Origin of the sequence: Alitiscatomonas aceti (genome assembly GCF_025567195.1) — a bacterium.
GTDB classification, from domain to species: domain Bacteria; phylum Bacillota; class Clostridia; order Lachnospirales; family Lachnospiraceae; genus Alitiscatomonas; species Alitiscatomonas aceti.
This window is the reverse complement of the sequence record NZ_JAOQJF010000012.1, coordinates 55,147-71,483: the sequence shown is the minus strand read 5'-3', so window position 1 is coordinate 71,483 and position 16,337 is coordinate 55,147. Positions and strand designations below refer to the sequence as shown.

The 16,337-nt window shown below is 50.5% G+C and carries 12 protein-coding genes; 8 read left to right on the top strand and 4 right to left on the bottom strand.

Annotated features, from left to right (window positions below):
- Window positions 1-25 precede the first annotated feature (25 nt).
- Window positions 26-1,984: an alpha-amylase family glycosyl hydrolase gene (locus tag OCV69_RS07905; protein ID WP_158358605.1), complete on the top strand. Its 1,959-nt coding sequence runs from the start codon at window positions 26-28 to the stop codon at window positions 1,982-1,984.
- Window positions 1,985-2,125: 141 nt separating this feature from the next.
- Here the strand turns inward: OCV69_RS07905 and OCV69_RS07900 are convergent, their stop codons facing one another.
- Window positions 2,126-2,605: an S-ribosylhomocysteine lyase gene (locus OCV69_RS07900; RefSeq protein ID WP_022273493.1), complete on the bottom strand. Its 480-nt coding sequence runs from the start codon at window positions 2,603-2,605 to the stop codon at window positions 2,126-2,128.
- 230 nt (window positions 2,606-2,835) lie between these two features.
- On the opposite strand from OCV69_RS07900, the gene trpS reads away from it, so the two are divergent.
- The 5 genes from trpS (at window position 2,836) to larC (ending at window position 7,358) form a co-directional block, all read left to right on the top strand.
- Window positions 2,836-3,840, top strand: coding sequence for a tryptophan--tRNA ligase (gene trpS, locus OCV69_RS07895; protein WP_158358606.1), 1,005 nt, complete (start codon window positions 2,836-2,838; stop codon window positions 3,838-3,840).
- Between the two features lie 21 nt (window positions 3,841-3,861).
- The gene (locus OCV69_RS07890) at window positions 3,862-4,755 is read left to right on the top strand and encodes a fumarylacetoacetate hydrolase family protein (RefSeq protein ID WP_158358607.1); all 894 of its coding nucleotides are present in this window, start codon (window positions 3,862-3,864) and stop codon (window positions 4,753-4,755) included.
- Window positions 4,756-4,828: 73 nt separating this feature from the next.
- On the top strand, window positions 4,829-5,188 hold the full coding sequence (locus OCV69_RS07885) for a hypothetical protein (RefSeq protein ID WP_158358608.1): 360 nt from the start codon (window positions 4,829-4,831) through the stop codon (window positions 5,186-5,188).
- A 9-nt stretch (window positions 5,189-5,197) separates the two neighbouring features.
- Window positions 5,198-5,989, top strand: a complete 792-nt coding sequence (larB, locus tag OCV69_RS07880; RefSeq protein ID WP_262563051.1) for a nickel pincer cofactor biosynthesis protein LarB — start codon at window positions 5,198-5,200, stop codon at window positions 5,987-5,989.
- Window positions 5,990-6,002: 13 nt separating this feature from the next.
- On the top strand, window positions 6,003-7,358 hold the full coding sequence (larC, locus tag OCV69_RS07875) for a nickel pincer cofactor biosynthesis protein LarC (protein WP_158358610.1): 1,356 nt from the start codon (window positions 6,003-6,005) through the stop codon (window positions 7,356-7,358).
- A 73-nt stretch (window positions 7,359-7,431) separates the two neighbouring features.
- Here the strand turns inward: larC and OCV69_RS07870 are convergent, their stop codons facing one another.
- A complete protein-coding gene (locus OCV69_RS07870) occupies window positions 7,432-9,576 on the bottom strand; it encodes a GH25 family lysozyme (RefSeq protein ID WP_158358611.1) in 2,145 nt (714 codons plus the stop codon).
- A 145-nt stretch (window positions 9,577-9,721) separates the two neighbouring features.
- Entirely contained in the window at window positions 9,722-11,566 is a 1,845-nt protein-coding gene (locus OCV69_RS07865; RefSeq protein WP_158358612.1) for a sugar phosphate nucleotidyltransferase, read from the bottom strand.
- A 207-nt stretch (window positions 11,567-11,773) separates the two neighbouring features.
- On the opposite strand from OCV69_RS07865, the gene OCV69_RS07860 reads away from it, so the two are divergent.
- Together OCV69_RS07860 and OCV69_RS07855 are read left to right on the top strand one after the other, a co-directional pair.
- Window positions 11,774-13,669 (top strand): PspC-like choline-binding domain-containing protein, encoded by a 1,896-nt coding sequence (locus OCV69_RS07860; RefSeq protein WP_158358613.1) that lies wholly within the window; start codon window positions 11,774-11,776, stop codon window positions 13,667-13,669.
- Between the two features lie 361 nt (window positions 13,670-14,030).
- Window positions 14,031-14,381, top strand: coding sequence for a sporulation initiation factor Spo0A C-terminal domain-containing protein (locus OCV69_RS07855; protein WP_215653426.1), 351 nt, complete (start codon window positions 14,031-14,033; stop codon window positions 14,379-14,381).
- Window positions 14,382-14,613: 232 nt separating this feature from the next.
- Here OCV69_RS07855 and OCV69_RS07850 read toward each other — a convergent pair whose 3' ends face one another.
- Window positions 14,614-16,320 (bottom strand): PspC-like choline-binding domain-containing protein, encoded by a 1,707-nt coding sequence (locus tag OCV69_RS07850; protein ID WP_158358615.1) that lies wholly within the window; start codon window positions 16,318-16,320, stop codon window positions 14,614-14,616.
- Between the last annotated feature and the right edge of the window lie 17 nt (window positions 16,321-16,337).

Genomic DNA, 16,337 nt, shown 5'->3' with positions numbered 1-16,337 from the left:
CGTAGAATAGAACGGAGGACGGGATATGACGGGACGAAAGAACAGACATGAGCTCCTCTATCCATTGGGAGTAACGCCGACAGAAGAAGGGGCAGAGATCCTCGTACAGGCTGAGGGGAAAAAGGTAAGTCTCCTTTTATTCCGGAGAGGAGAAAAAAAGGCGGCGGAAGTCATCGATTTCCAGGAAAGGGACCGGGTCGGAGACGTCTGGTCCATGACCTTAAAGGGATATGATTTTGAAAATATGGAATACGGCTTCCAGTGCGACGGCCAGTGGATGCCGGACCCCTGTGCCAGGATGGTCACAGGCCGGGAAAAATGGGGAGACCTCTCCCGGGCCGGGAAGCCGGTGCGGGCCAGGCTTCTGACCGGGGAATTTGACTGGGAGGATGATGTGAGGCCGGAGATCCCATATTCTGACAGCATCATCTACCGGCTCCATGTGCGGGGATTCACAAAGCATAGATCCTCCGGCGTGAAAGACCGGGGAACCTTCGGCGGGATCCGGGAAAAGATCCCGTATTTAAAGGAACTGGGCGTAACGGCAGTGGAGCTTCTTCCAGTGACGGAGTTTGACGAGGTCATGGTCACAGAGCCTGCGGCCGGGCTCCCGGGACAGAAGCCGGAGGCCACGGGGCGGATCAACTACTGGGGATACGGCCCATCGTTCCTTTATGCACTGAAGGCCTCCTATGGCTCCGGGGAGACCGAGCCGGAGAGAGAATTCAAGGAGCTTGTGAAGGCGCTCCACCGGGAAAATATGGAGTGCATCCTGGAGTTTTACTTTACAGGGAAGGAGTCTCCCGGCGACGTGCTCCACGTTCTCCGTTACTGGCTCCAGGAGTACCATGTGGATGGCTTCCGGCTGACGGGCTTTGCCCCCAGGGAGGCCATTGCCGGGGATCCGTTCTTACGGTGCACCAAGCTGTTTGCTGACAGCTGGGAGGAGGCCCTGGAAAGGCGGCCTAAAGCAGGCTATCCCATGCCGGGAGATGGGAAGGTGACGCTGCGGGACAAGCACCTGGCGGAATACAACGGCCGGTTTGAGGAGGACATGCGGCGGCTCCTGAAGGGCGACGAGGGGATGTTAAACAGCCTGGCATTCCACTCCAGAAGGAACCCGGCAGAATACGGCGTCATCAATTATATGGCCAATACCAACGGCATGACCATGATGGACATGGTCTCCTATGACCGGAAGCACAACGAGGACAACCATGAGGACAACCGGGACGGAACGGATCACAATTATTCCTGGAACTGCGGCGAGGAGGGCCCCACCAGGAAAAGAAGGATCCGGGATCTGAGAAGGCAGCAGCTCTGCAATGGGTTCCTCCTGCTGTTTTTAAGCCAGGGAACGCCGCTTCTGCTGGCGGGCGACGAATTTGGGAATTCCCAGGAGGGAAATAATAACGCGTACTGCCAGGATAACCGGATCTCCTGGCTGGACTGGAGGCTTCTGGAGACCAACCGGGACATCTTTGAATTTGTGAAGGGGCTCATTGCCTTCCGGAAAAAACATGGTGTATTCCATATGGAGAGGGAGCCCCGGATCATGGATTACAGATCCTGCGGACGCCCGGATGTTTCCTACCACGGCGAATACGTATGGCGGCCGGAGTTTGAGAATTTCCGCCGCCAGTTCGGGATCCTTTACTGGGGGGAATATGGAACGAAGGAGGACGGAAGCCAGGACGATACCATGTATGTACTTTATAACATGCACTGGGAGCCCCATGTATTCGGCCTTCCCCACCTTCCCAAGGGCCAGACCTGGCATGTGCTTTACGATACGTCAAAGGGCCCGGAAAAGGGCGTGTACGGAGAGACTGCGGCTTTAGAACTGAAGGATCAGTCCCAGATCGCCATGATGCCGCGGAGCATCGTGGTCTTATGCGGACAGCCAGGAAACGGAGCGCCGGAGGCGGAAGGCAGCAGGGAGCTGCCCGCACCGGCGGCCCCTTCCGGTCCGTCTGCCATTTAGCCTGAAAAAGCCCGGCGGTTCCGGGAGAGATCCGTTCCGGGAGCCAATGGAGCTGCCGGAAAGAAAAAACGGCCGGGGCACTGAAAAGACGGCGTTGAACAGTTCTCAGCCTGTTTTTCAGCATCCCCGGCCGGATATGGCCTATTCGGGATAGATGAGTCGGTCTTCCTGGATATCCTCCAGCACCTCGTCGCAGAACTTCCGGGCCAGATACCTGGCCATGGGAAGGTTCATATCCAGGTAGTTGCCGCAGTCCCTGGCGGCTGCGCCGGGGATCTCCCCTTCAAAGTCCCGGATATAGGAAAACATTTCCTGAAGGAGAGGAACGATATCTGCGGATTCATAGTCTCCGGCCAGCAGAAGGTAAAAGCCGGTGCGGCAGCCCATGGGGCCGAAATAAAGGACCCGGTCCTTGTAAACCTTGTGGTTCCTCAGAAACGTGGCGCCCAGGTGTTCAATGGTGTGGATCTCCGCAGTATTCATGACAGGCTCATGGTTGGGGCGGGTCATACGGATGTCGAAGGTGGTGATCCGGGCGTCTCCCGCGGTATCCCGTCTGGATACATAGACGCCGGGAAGGAGTTTCAGATGATTGACAGTGAAGCTTGCGATCTTGTCCATAGATGGTTCCTTTCCTTTCTGTAAACAGTTCTGCTTCCATTATAACGGCAAAAAGGGAAGGATACAAGCCCTGATCCACTGCAATGAAGAGTGGACAATGGACGGAAAGTGTATTATAATATAAAAGAATTGTTTGAAAATACAGGGGGCTGTTGCGAATGGGCGGGTTCTTATCTTTCCCTTTGCGGCGGCCCCTGGAGAATGAAAAGGAAATTTAAGGAGACGGAACAATGTTAGACGGAAAGAAAACTTTATTCAGCGGAATGCAGGCAACCGGTAACCTGACTCTCGGGAACTATCTGGGGGCTTTAAAGAACTGGGTGACGATTTCCGATGATTACCAGACCTTTTTCAGTGTCGTGGATATGCATTCCATCACTGTCCGTCAGGACCCGGCAGAGCTTAGAAAGCGCGCAAGAACACTTCTGACTCTTTATATTGCCGCCGGACTTGACCCGGAGAAAAACTGCATTTATTACCAGTCCCATGTATCGGGACATGCGGAGTTGGCCTGGATCTTAAACTGCTTTACCTATATGGGCGAGCTGAACCGGATGACCCAGTTTAAGGACAAGGCTGCCAAGCATGCCGACAATATCAACGCGGGCCTGTTCACGTACCCGGTGCTCATGGCCGCAGATATCCTGCTGTACCAGGCGGACGTGGTGCCGGTGGGTATCGACCAGATGCAGCACTTAGAGCTCACCAGGGATATTGCCATCCGCTTCAATAATATCTACGGAGATGTGTTCACGGTTCCGGAGGCCTATATCGGAAAGGCCGGAGCAAAGATCATGAGCTTACAGGATCCGGCGAAAAAGATGTCCAAGTCCGATGAAAACCCCAATGGCAGCATTTATCTCATGGACGATCCAGATACCATTATCCGCAAGTGCAAGAGAGCTGTGACGGATTCCGAGGGTATCATCCTGTACCGCGACGAGCAGCCGGGCGTTAAGAACCTGATCGACATCTACTGCGCATGTACCGGAAAGACACCGGCAGAGGTAGAGAAGGAATTCGATGGAAAGGGCTACGGCGATTTCAAAATGGCCGTGGGCGAGGCCGTGGGCGGTGTATTAAAGCCACTCCAGGACCGGTTTGCAGATCTCAGCAAGAACAAAGAATATCTGGATAAGGTGATCAAGGAGAATGCGGAGAAGGCATCGTATTTCTCCAATAAGACCCTTAGAAAGGTCCAGAAAAAAGTGGGCTTCCCGGAACGCATCCGCTAGGAAACCGGTGAGGAGGGCTTTATGAAGCTTTTGACCTATGCCATAAATAAAAAAGAGCTGACAGGGGTACTGAACCGGGAAGGGACCTTTGTGTATCCCCTTTCTGCGGCGGGAATGGAATACCGGACCATGAAGGAGGTCATACGGGAGATCGGGCCGTCGGAGCTGGAGCTCCTGGATCATATTTCCGGTCTTCCTCCCTATGAGGTATCCAACGCCGCGCCTCTGGAGGACATAAAGATCATGGCCCCGATCCCGGTGCCGGATCAGGACATCATCTGCCTGGGGATCAACTATCTGGCCCATGCCGAAGAGTCCGCCAGGTTTAAAAAGGAAGCGTTTTCCAAGCCGGACCAGGCGGTGTACTTTTCCAAGCGGGTCAACCGGGCTACGGATCCCGGTGATGGGATCCCATCCCACAAAGAGCTTACGAGCCAGCTGGACTATGAGGCAGAGCTGGCGGTGATCTTGAAAAAGGATGCGAAGGACGTGGCTTTGGAGGATGTGGAGGATTATATTTTCGGTTATACCATTATGAACGACGTCAGCGCCAGGGAGGTGCAGACGGCCCACAGACAGTGGTATTTCGGAAAGAGCCTGGACGGATTTACGCCCCTGGGGCCCTGGATCGTCACCGCCGACAGCGTGGAATTTCCGCCGAAGCTCAAGATCCAGTCCTGGGTCAACGGAGAACTGCGCCAGGATTCCAACACGGATCAGTTCATTCACGGGATCGCAGAAGTGGTCAGTGAGCTGAGCCGTGGCATGACCCTGAAGGCCGGTACCATCATCGCCACCGGAACGCCAGCAGGCGTGGGAATGGGCTTTGATCCGCCCAGATTCCTCAAACCGGGAGATGTGGTCGAGTGCATGATCGAGGGAATCGGAACATTGAAAAATCCGGTGGTGGAGTAGGGGGAAGAACATTTCCCTGCGCCCAGCGGCATGGCTGCCTTCGCGGATCTTCTGGACAGACAGGAGCTTTGGGATGCTGAAGGGACCGGGCCGCTCCGGAACAGAACAGAATCATATAGAAGCAGAGTTTGCCATGAAGGGAACGCACCCGCCGCAGGCGGGGCTTTCTTTTCATGGCTTTTTCAAAATAGTGGGACCAGCTGGTGAATTTAGGTTCGTACTGCCGGTTTCTGGGCTTTTGGAGCAGACTTCTGAGTCTGTGCCGCAGGTTTCTGGGCTTTTGGAGCAGATCTTTGCGCCTGCAACCGCAGGATTGGGCATAGAATGGCCTTTTTCTAGTGTATGCCCAAAAAATCGGATTTTTTTGGGATTTTCTTTAGAAAATCAAGCCTTATGCCCAACCCCTGGAAATCCGATGGTTAGAATGGGGTAAAGGAGAAGAATGTATATGGAAGATATACGGACTATGCTGGACCGGGTGGCATCCGGGGAGCTTTCTGTGGACCAGGCGGTCCTGGAGCTGAAAAAAGAGCCGTTTTCGGAGGCAGGCTTTGATGAGCTGGGGTTTGCCAAGTTAGATACCCACCGGCGGCTGCGTCAGGGGATCGCTGAGGTGATTTACGGAGCGGGAAAAACGGCGGAGCAGATCGCTGGGATCGTGGAGGCGATGAAAAAGCGCGGCCAGGAACTGGTCCTGATCACACGGATGGACCCGGAAAAGGCCCGTCATACGGAAGAGCTCCTAAAACAGAAGTTCGAGGATGGAGCCGGCTTCCGGTATTTTGACGGTACCGGGATCGGCATATGCGGGGATTTTCCGGAAAAGGACGGAGTCGGTACGATCGTGGTCGCCACTGGAGGGACCAGCGATATTCCGGTGGCTGAGGAGGCAGCCCTGACAGCCGAGGCCCTGGGAAACCAGGTAGAACGGCTTTACGATGTGGGGGTTGCAGGCCTGCACCGCCTGGTGGCGCATATGGATACCATCATGAGCGCCCGGGTGATCATTGCCATCGCTGGAATGGAGGGAGCCCTGGCCAGCGTCATTGGCGGCCTGGCGGACTGCCCGGTCATTGCAGTTCCCACCAGCATTGGCTACGGCGCCTCATTTCACGGCGTCTCAGCCCTGCTTTCCATGCTGAATTCCTGTGCCAGCGGGGTCAGTGTGGTAAATATAGACAATGGATTCGGGGCCGGATATCTGGCCAGCATGATCAATCATATGAAGGGATAGAGGAGGAAACGAAATGAGAACGATTTACCTGGACTGCGGCATGGGGGCCGCGGGAGATATGCTCATGGCGGCGCTTTTAGAGCTGTGTCCGGAAAAGCAGGAAGAATTTCTTGGAAAAATGAACGGACTGGGTCTGCCTGGCGTGAAGGTGGAAGCGGAACCGGCCGTAAAATGCGGGATCACGGGAACACATATGAATGTGACTGTTTTCGGGGAGGAAGAGGAGAGCGAAGACGTTCATGATCATGGACACGCCCACACCCATTCCCATGAAGCCTGCGAACCCATTGCCGCTGACGGGCTTCACAGCCATGCCCACAGCCACGATGGTCATGATCACCACCATGAGGACCACGATGCCCACAGCCATGCCCATCACCACGGTGACCACGTCCACAGCCACGACGGACATGATCACTCCCACCATCACCATCATCACTCCACCATGGCAGGCATCGCCTCCATCATTGACGGTCTGGATATTCCGGCCCCGGTGAAGGAAGACATGAAGGCAGTTTATGCCCTGATCGCCGAGGCCGAGTCCCATGCCCACGGAATGCCGGTGGACCAGATCCATTTCCATGAGGTAGGTACAATGGATGCGGTGGCAGATATTGCGGGCGTATGCCTTCTGTTCCATGAACTGGGAGCGGATCAGATCATCGCCTCTCCGGTCCATGTGGGAAGCGGATATGTTCACTGTGCCCATGGGATCCTTCCGGTCCCGGCTCCGGCCACGGCCCATATTTTACAGGGGATCCCCGTATACAGCACCCAGGTACAGGGAGAGCTCTGCACCCCCACCGGTGCGGCCCTCTTAAAGCATTTTGTCAAAGAATTCCGGGAAATGCCGGTGATGACCACGTCAAAGATCGGATACGGAATGGGTAAAAAGGATTTCGAGCGGGCCAACTGTGTCCGGGCCTTTCTGGGGGATACCGCTGAGACTGGAGACGAGATCGCAGAGCTGTCCTGCAACCTGGACGACATGACTGCTGAGGCCGTTGGCTTTGCGGAGGAGGCGCTGTTCGAAGCCGGAGCCCTGGAGGTCTATACGGTCCCTGTGGGGATGAAAAAGAGCCGTCCCGGTGTCCTTCTGACTTGTATGTGCAGACGAGAGGACGAAGAAAAGATGGTGGAGCTGCTGTTCCGGCACACCACGACGCTGGGCGTCCGGGAGCATATCAGCCGGAGGTTCACTCTGAAGCGCCGGGAGGAAACTGTGGAAACGGCTTATGGACCCGTGCGGAAAAAGATCTCCCAGGGCCATGGCGTTGCCAGAACCAAGCTGGAATATGAAGATCTGGCCGCCATTGCGAAAAAAACAGGCCGGCCTCTGGAGGAGATCCGGAAAGAGATAGAGAAATAGAGAAAAAAGGAAAAATAGAAAAATCCGCCGGAAGATGTGATCAGATACATCCTCCAGCGGATTTTTTTACCGCTTATTTCGGCCCGCCAGTCTGGAACTCCTTTAGTCCATCCGAATCAGAAGAGCCGGAGCTTCCGGAACCGCAGGATGGGGAATCACAGCTTGTTCCGCCAGGAACCGTGATACTGGAACTGCCCGACGATCCGCCGGGGCCGGAGCTGGCTCCCGGATTGGCGGAGGGGACATTGCTGCCGCCTGGGGACGGTATGCTGGAATTTCCGGCAGACATGCCGTTGCTGCCGCCCGGACCGGCCGTACTGCCAGAGTTTCCGGAACTTCCGCCTGGGCCGGAGGTACTTCCGGGATTCACGGTCGTGATCCCATTTCCGCCGGGAGCAGAATTCGTACCCGGAGCGCTGCCTCCGGGAGCCCCTGTACCCGTATTTCCGGCAGACATCCCTCCCGGAGAGGAGGTGCCGTTGGTCACCTGGTTTCCGGTAATTCCAGAATTTCCAGAATTTCCGGACGGCGGTGAATATACGCTGCCAGCTGAGCCTCCGTCAATGGCAGAGGCCTCATTGAGGCATACGCCTGAGTTGTCAAAGGTATAGTTGATATTATTGATCGCGTAGGAGCCATTGGAGATCATCTTTCCATCCGACGGATTCATGTAATAATACTTACCATTATCCTTGACCCATCCGGTGACCATATGGCCCGAGGGGTTGAAATAATACCAGGCTCCGTCGATCTGCTTCCATCCCACAGCCATTTTGCCGGATGTCTTATCCATATAATATTTGTGGGTGCCGTCACTCTGCCATCCGGTGACCATGCGTCCGTCTGTATGGAGATAATAGTACCGGCCGTCCAGCTGGAGCCATCCAGTCATCATCTGGCCATTCCCGTTAAAGTAGTACCAGTAATTGTCGATGACTGTCCAGCCCGAGGCCATATCACCGTCGGGATTGAAGAAATACGTCACATTGTCGATGGTCTGCCATCCGGTGACCATGGTGCCGTCTGCCTTCATATAATAATATTTTCCGTCCAGGTTCAGCCATCCGCGTACCAGCCGTCCGTCGCTGGCAAAGTAATAAAACGCACCGTCCATTTTCCGCCATCCGGTGACCATGGATCCGTCGCCCTTCAGATAATAGTAGTCGGTGCCGATCCGGAGCCATCCGGTGACCATAGCCCCGTCCAGAAGATAATACCATTTTCCATTATCCTGGAGCCATTCGCTGGCCATCCTTCCGTCTGTCTTCAGATAGTACCATTTCCCGTCGATGGTCTGCCATCCGGTCATCATCTGCCCAGTTTTAGGAAGCAGATAATAATAAGAATTATCCAGAAGCAGCCATCCCTTATACTGGGTGCCGTCAGAATTCATATAGTACCAGCTCTGTCCGTCGTTGATCCAGCCGGTCTGCTTTACATAATTCTTATAATAATACCATTTCCCGTCGATTAGCCGCCACCGGTCAGCAGGCAGCTTGGCTGACAGATCCTTAAAGACAAAGTTGATATCCACATTTCCGTTGACACCGTCGATCTGCCCCTCGTTGGTGGCCTGCCACATGGCCGCGCCTGCATAGGCCGGCTTGGCGTTATACCGGGCCACCCATACGTCGTAGGGAACCTTGGTCATATCGATCTTCTGGGAAAGCCAGTAATCATTGGTGTAGACCATGGGATAATATCCGGCGGCCTCCACCTTCTTGCAGAATGCATTGATCACATCCGCCAGCTGGGCAGGGGTCAGCGCGCTCATTTCCGTGGACTCCACATCGAGCACCACCGGATAAGAAATGGGATAGTCCTTGATCAGATTCAGTACAAAATCCGCCTCCGCCTCCGCTGCGGCCGTTGTGGTGGCATAAGAATAAATATAAGCGCCCACCTTCAGTCCTGCATTGAAGGCGTTTACTGCATTGACGCTGAAATATGGATCCACCTCGTTGTTATATTTGGTTCCCAGCATAACGAACTGCACATCGTCCGCCGCCACGGCGTTCCAGTTGATGGACTGCTTCCAGTGGGAAACATCAATGCCCCTGGCTGTGATCCCTGTGAGTGCAGAGCCGTCTGCCGCCACATAGGAGCCGTTGGCATTCCGTTCCCAGGCCGCCGCAAAAGACGGGACGGCGGGATATACGGCTGCAAACGCCATGGTCAGGCTTAACAGAGCTGCAGCCAGCCGCTTCCTTTGTATCATAGAAATCCCCCTCATGGTAAAATAGTTCCGAAAAACTTCTATGTTGATTATACCATATAATCCCAATGGAGTCTTGAATAATTTATTACAAAAGTGGGCCAAAATCCCGGAGTTCTGCCACATTTTCCGGAATTCCGGGACAAATTTAAAAATCAGACCCGATCAGGAGAAAGGCCGGATCGGTAACGATCTTTTTATAGTACTCCTTGGCGTACCGGTACATGATCAGCGTGTATTCTCCAAATTCTTCGCCGATACTGCTTTTGTATACGGCCCACAGGCACCATAAAAAGCCGCCCAGGGCAATATAGGAATAATAAACGAACCGGTCCTCGGCAGAGATATTTCCGCTGCAATATATGGCAAGGAGCTTTTCAGCCTCTTCCTCATTATAATAAGAATAAATCGCAGCCATGCTGACATCGATCATGGGGTCGCACATTCCGGCGTACTCCCAGTCGATGAGCCGGATCCCGCCATCCGGCAGGAAAAGGAAGTTATCACAGACGCTGTCAATGTGGCAGAGGGTCTTTTTGCGGTCCAGACGGCCCAGACGCTTTAAAAGCGTGTTCATGTGGCCGCGCACATGATCGTAATCCTCAAAAAGATTTTTTTCATATCCCTTACAGATGGACTCATAAAAGTCGATCCGCTCTCTCATATCGAAGGAATGATCCACCTGGATCCCGGAATTATGGAGGCGATGGACCAGCTCCATACACCGGGCCACGTCCTGCCAGCTCCTGGGATCTCCATTCCGCGCGCCTTCATAAAACTCAGAGATCTTATAACCCGTGTCGCCGCTCATGTAGATCACATGCTCAGAGATCCCCAGGGACTTGATGGCGTCATAAACGGCTTTTTCCTGGGCCCGGTTGATGAGAAGATCGGTTCCAGGCCCCGGGATCCGGCAGATATACGACCGCTCCCTGGCTTTAAAAAGGAATGATTTATTGGTCATGCCTGTCTTCAGGCATTTCAGATCGGTCACCTCGGATTCCGGGATATGGAGGACTTCTGCCACCAGCTCCATGGCCGCATTGTTGGAATTGTTCCGGTACTTTTCATCGAATACCCGCAGCTCCTCCAGGTTCTCGAACTCATACACCTGGTTTTCCGGCTGACGGTTGATGTACATTTTGGGAGCCGGGTACTTTGCCATGGACGGAACGTGTTCTCCTGCCGTTCTATTCAGCAGGTCTGCCAGAACCTGTTCCCAGTACATCTGCTCGGTTCCGGGGGTCTCATAATATTTTTCCAGCACGGGGAAAAACTCCTCGGAAAATTCCCGGGAAAAGTAAACCGGCCCGTACATGACCCAGGAATCAGAGCCGCCTACGGCCACTCCGGTGAGCAGCCCCTTTTTGCTGGCCTCCAGGCACCATTCAGAGGTGGCACCTTCCATATATACAGAAGAATACCATGCGCCGCACTCGTATGTATGGTACATGTTTTCGCGGATCCAGTTATCTGAGGATAAAAGATACGTGTTTTTTCCCTTGAAGCAGTCCCGGGCCCGGTAAACGGTGGTCAGTGTGTTCTTATTGTGGTATTCCGGGTTGTAAAGCAGCTTTACGCCGAATTTATCAATGAGGTACTCAAATTTCTCCTTCAGATACCCCACCACGATGGTGATATCCATGATCCCGGCCTCGTGGAGCTGGCTGATCTGACGCTCGATCATGCGTTCTCCGAACACCTCCAGAAGCCCTTTCGGCGTTTCAAAGGTTAATGGAACAAAACGGGAGCCAAAGCCCGCCGCCAGGATGACGGCGCTGTTGACCCGGTATTTCTGGAGCAGCTCCACACCCTTCTTTAATAAGGAATATTCTCCCGTCTGGGGATCCAGGGCGATCAGTCCATCGGCCAGGGCATCCCGGATCAGGTGGTTGCAAGTCCCCAGGGAAAGGTCCATGGCTGCCGCCAGTTCCCTCTGAGTGACCCTTTTCTTCTCATAAATATTTCTGCACAGCAGTCCAAAACGATCCATAATCGTATTCCTCCATAGAAATTGAACGAAAGCAGATGAAAATTACATGTTCAAAAAAAACAATAAAATTAAATATATGAACATTATACCATACCAAATTGAAATTGCAAGAGGGTAAAAATGAAGGATTGTACCAATATAAGTACAATATAGCCATAAAAATGAAGTTTCGTAAAGAATCCGTAAGAAAATAAACAGATAAAAGTTATGGAAATTCTTAAGAAACTATACTATAATGTGGATGTATCGGAGGTACGGAATACTTCCCAGAGGAGTCAAAAGCTTACATCCTTTGCAAAACTTGCGAAAAATGTAAAAAAACTATTGATAATTTCTCTTATAAGAAGTATAATGTTCCTCGTAATGCAATTAGGAATTTCAAAAAAGTTTCAAAAAGAAAAAAAGGAGAGTGCATTAATTATGAGAAAGCAGACTAAAATTGCTGCCGTAGTATCCGCAGCAGCTCTGTTAGCATTAGGCGCTTCCATCACATCCTTCGCAGCTGCAAAGGGCACCTGGATGATGGTAGATGGCGAGTGGTACTGCTACGACAAGAATGGCGATGTATATGAGAATACCTTCTGCTCCAGCAATGGTAAGGAGTACTATGTAGGCGACGACGGAATGCTCGTTCGTTCCAGCTGGGTAGAGTATGACGGAGATTACTACTTCGTAAACTCCAGCGGTGCAAAGATCGTAAACGACTGGAGATTAACAACCCCGTACGAGGACGAGGATGCAGATGAGGAGTGGTTCTACTTCCAGTCCACAGGTAAGAGAGCAGACAACAAGAAGATCCTTTACAAGGGAAGCACTTTCTTCTTCGATGCTGACGGTAAGATGCTGACTGGCTGGGTAACAGCTGACGGCAACGACGTTGTAAACGAAGAAAACGCAATCGATAAAAACTACACCTTCTACTGTGACGAGACTGGTGCCCGTGTAGAGTCTGGCTGGGTATACACCACAGAGCCTTCCACAGCAGATGACGATGCAGATGCAGACGAGTACTGGTACTACTTAAAATCCAGCGGTAAGGTTGCAAATGGCAAGCAGTCCAACGTTAAGGGCCAGGGCTTTGTATTTGGTAACAAGGATGACAACTTTGGTCAGATGCTTACAAACTGGGTAGGCGGAACCAAAGATGGTGATTCCTATAAATACGAAGAGATTGGCGGCGAGGACAGCGTTGCTCATTTAAGCGATTATGCTTCTAATGGTGTTGTATATTACTGCATGTATGACGAAGATAAGGCCGATGGTCATATCCAGAAGAATAAATGGAGAAAGACCTGGAGACCGGAAGACGCATATGAAGAAGACGAGGATGAGGATAAGTACTGGTACTGGCTTGAAAAAGACGGTAAGGCTTACATCCCGGATTCAGATGATATGAAGGCTACTGGTTATGCTTATGATCTTGGCGACGGTGCCCTCGAAGTTGATGGTAGCCAGTTTAGCTTTGCAAAAAAGAAAATCAACTCCAAAGATTACTTCTTTAATGCTGATGGCGAGATGTTATCTGACTTTGTAAATGTCGTTCATACAGAAGATGCCAATGTAATTGACTTAGGTATGTACTACTTCGGCGGTTCCAGCGATGGTTCTATGAAGACTGGTTCTCAGACTGTTAAGGATGATAACGGTGATTCCTTCAAGTTCTACTTTGGCACCAAAGACAATAACACTACTGGCGAAGCAAAGGGTAAAGGCGTTACCGGTAATAAGAACAACAAGCTGTACTATATGGGACATCTTGTAGCAGCTGAGGATTACAAATATCAGCCGGTATGGTACGATATGGACAATAATGGTGAAGACGATACATTATTCATCGTAAATCAGAATGGTTCCATCCAGCACTCTGCTCTTGAGTACAAAGAAGATGGAGATATCCTGATTGATGCTAAAACAAACAAAGTTGCATTCAAAACAAAGAACACCAAGGATAATGTTTGGGATAAGTACTCTGTACTTGATGAGGAAAATGCAGATAAGTTAATCATCAATGTTGAAGTTCTTGATGAGAAAGTTGTAATGCCGATTAACGAGGTATATGACCCGGCTACACCGGATGACGCTTCTCCGGCTAACGCTCAGTAATTTATCTGGTTCAAAAAAGAAATTCTAATTGCAACACACGGACGGGAAACAATTCCCGTCCGTTTTGCTATTTCAAAAATTCTGATGAATTCCGGATAATCTTCAAACAAACTTCCAATCTGTTAAATATAGGATATTTTTATTTTATGTATTATATATGCTTGCAGTATCAACAAAATGATAGTATAATGTCGAATTGTAATGTCGTATCGTGTTGATAGAAAGAGTACTATATAAAAGTGGGAACACCGGTGAAAATAGTTAGCGGTGTATTTTTCTTTGCTATTTTATTCTGCTGATGAGAGTAAATTTTATATTAGGATCAATGACCACATTACTATTAAAAAGGAAGTTTAAGCAAATGAAAAATTATAGACAATTAATTCATGAAGATATTAGAAACTTAGGAATTGCAGATAACTTTTTAGGGGAGGAATGCCTGTACCTGGCTTTGGATATCTTAAAGGATAATCCGATGCGTTTATGCTGTATATCAAAATCTATGTATTTCGACATGGCCGACGCCATGGATACAACAACCATATGTATTGAAAGGAATTTAAGGACCTTTATCGCTAAATTATGGAAAACGGATAACCATAGATATCTGGATAAAATCGCGGGCCGTCATTTAGTTTCAAAACCGACCAATAAAGCATTCCTTGATATGATGCGGTTATATTGGTGTGAGGGCGACGAGGACGAAGAATAAAACAGAATCTTATTAAGACTATAGAGGCGCTCTGAGAGGGGCGTCTCTGTTTTTATAGGAATTGTTTGCTGCGGGAGGCTGTTTCTGTCCCATTTACTTAGAATGTACGGTCTAGTTGAATAAAGGGCAACCAAGAAAATCATCCTGGATGTGTGATAGCAAAACGGACGGGAAATAACTCCCGTCCGTGTGTTGCAATTAGAAATTTTTCTGAATTTAGGAAACTTGCTTACTACTGAGGTTTGCTACCGCTAGCAACACTGCCAGAAGCAATTACGTCTGTGCTGATCGGCATTACGTCCTTCTCATCAATATCTTCAACATTGATAATTAAGCTTCCCTTTTCAACAGAGTATTTATCCCATACCTTACTGCTAGAGTTCTTTGTTTTAAACTCAACCTTATTTGTTTTAGCATCAATCAGGATATCCCCATCTTCTTTGTACTCAAGAGCAGAGTGCTGGATAGAACCGTTCTGATTTACAATAAATGTAGCTTCTTCGCCGTTTCCAGCAACATCCATAAATACCGGCTGATACTTATAGTCCTGAGCTGCTACAAGATGACCCATGTAGTACAGTTTGTTGTTCTTATTACCGGTAACACCTTTACCTTTTACTTCGCCAGTGGTACCATTATCCTTGGTTCCAAAGTAGAACTTGAAGGAGTCACCGTTGTCATCTTTAACAGTCTGGGAACCGGTCTTCATGGAGCCGTCATCAGAACCACCGAAATAATACATTCCCTCGCTGATTACAGACGGATCAAGGGACTTAACAACGCTTACAAAGTCAGAAACCATTGCACCTTCTTCGTTGAAGAAGTAGTCTTTGGAATTAATTTTCTTCTTGGCGAAATTAAACTGATCACCCTGGTCCATTGTTCCATCGCCTAACTCATATTCAATACCAGTAGCTTTGACATCGTTACCGTTCGGAATGTAGACTTTTCCATCTTTCTCAATCCAGTACCAGAACTTGTCAGCATCCTCATCCTCTTCGTATGCGTCTTTTGGAGCCCATGTCTTTCTCCATTTGTTTTTCTGGATGTGACCATCTGCTTTGTCTTCATCGTACATACAATAGTATACAACTGCATCGTTACCCTCTTCAGCATCTGCACTTGTATCCTTAACATAAGTACTTAATACTTCATCACTATCCTCACCGCCGATTTCCTTGTAAAGCATATCAGCGTCCTTGTCTACTTTGGTTCCGGCAACCCAGCCAGTCAGCATCTGACCACGGTTCTCATCCATGTTACCAAATACGAATCCCTGGCCCTTAACGTTGGACTGCTTACCAGTTGCGACTTTACCGCTGGACTTTAAGTAGTACCAGTACTCATCTGCATCTGCATCATCATCCGGTGTGGACGGAGCTGTGGTGTATACCCAGCCGGATTCTACACGGGCACCGGTCTCATCGCAGTAATAGGTCGGGCTTGTTGTGCTTGTGTTAATGCTGTTCTCTTCGTTTACAACCTGGTCGCCGTCAGCTGTTACCCAGCCAGTCAGCATCTTACCGTCAGCATCGAAGAAGAAGGTGCTTCCCTTGTAAAGGATCTTCTTGTTGTCTGCTCTCTTACCTGTGGACTGGAAGTAGAACCACTCCTCATCTGCATCCTCGTCCTCGTACGGGGTTGTTAATCTCCAGTCGTTTACGATCTTTGCACCGCTGGAGTTTACGAAGTAGTAATCTCCGTCATACTCTACCCAGCTGGAACGAACGAGCATTCCGTCGTCGCCTACATAGTACTCCTTACCATTGCTGGAGCAGAAGGTGTTCTCATATACATCGCCATTCTTGTCGTAGCAGTACCACTCACCATCAACCATCATCCAGGTGCCCTTTGCAGCTGCGAAGGATGTGATGGAAGCGCCTAATGCTAACAGAGCTGCTGCGGATACTACGGCAGCAATTTTAGTCTGCTTTCTCATAATTAATGCACTCTCCT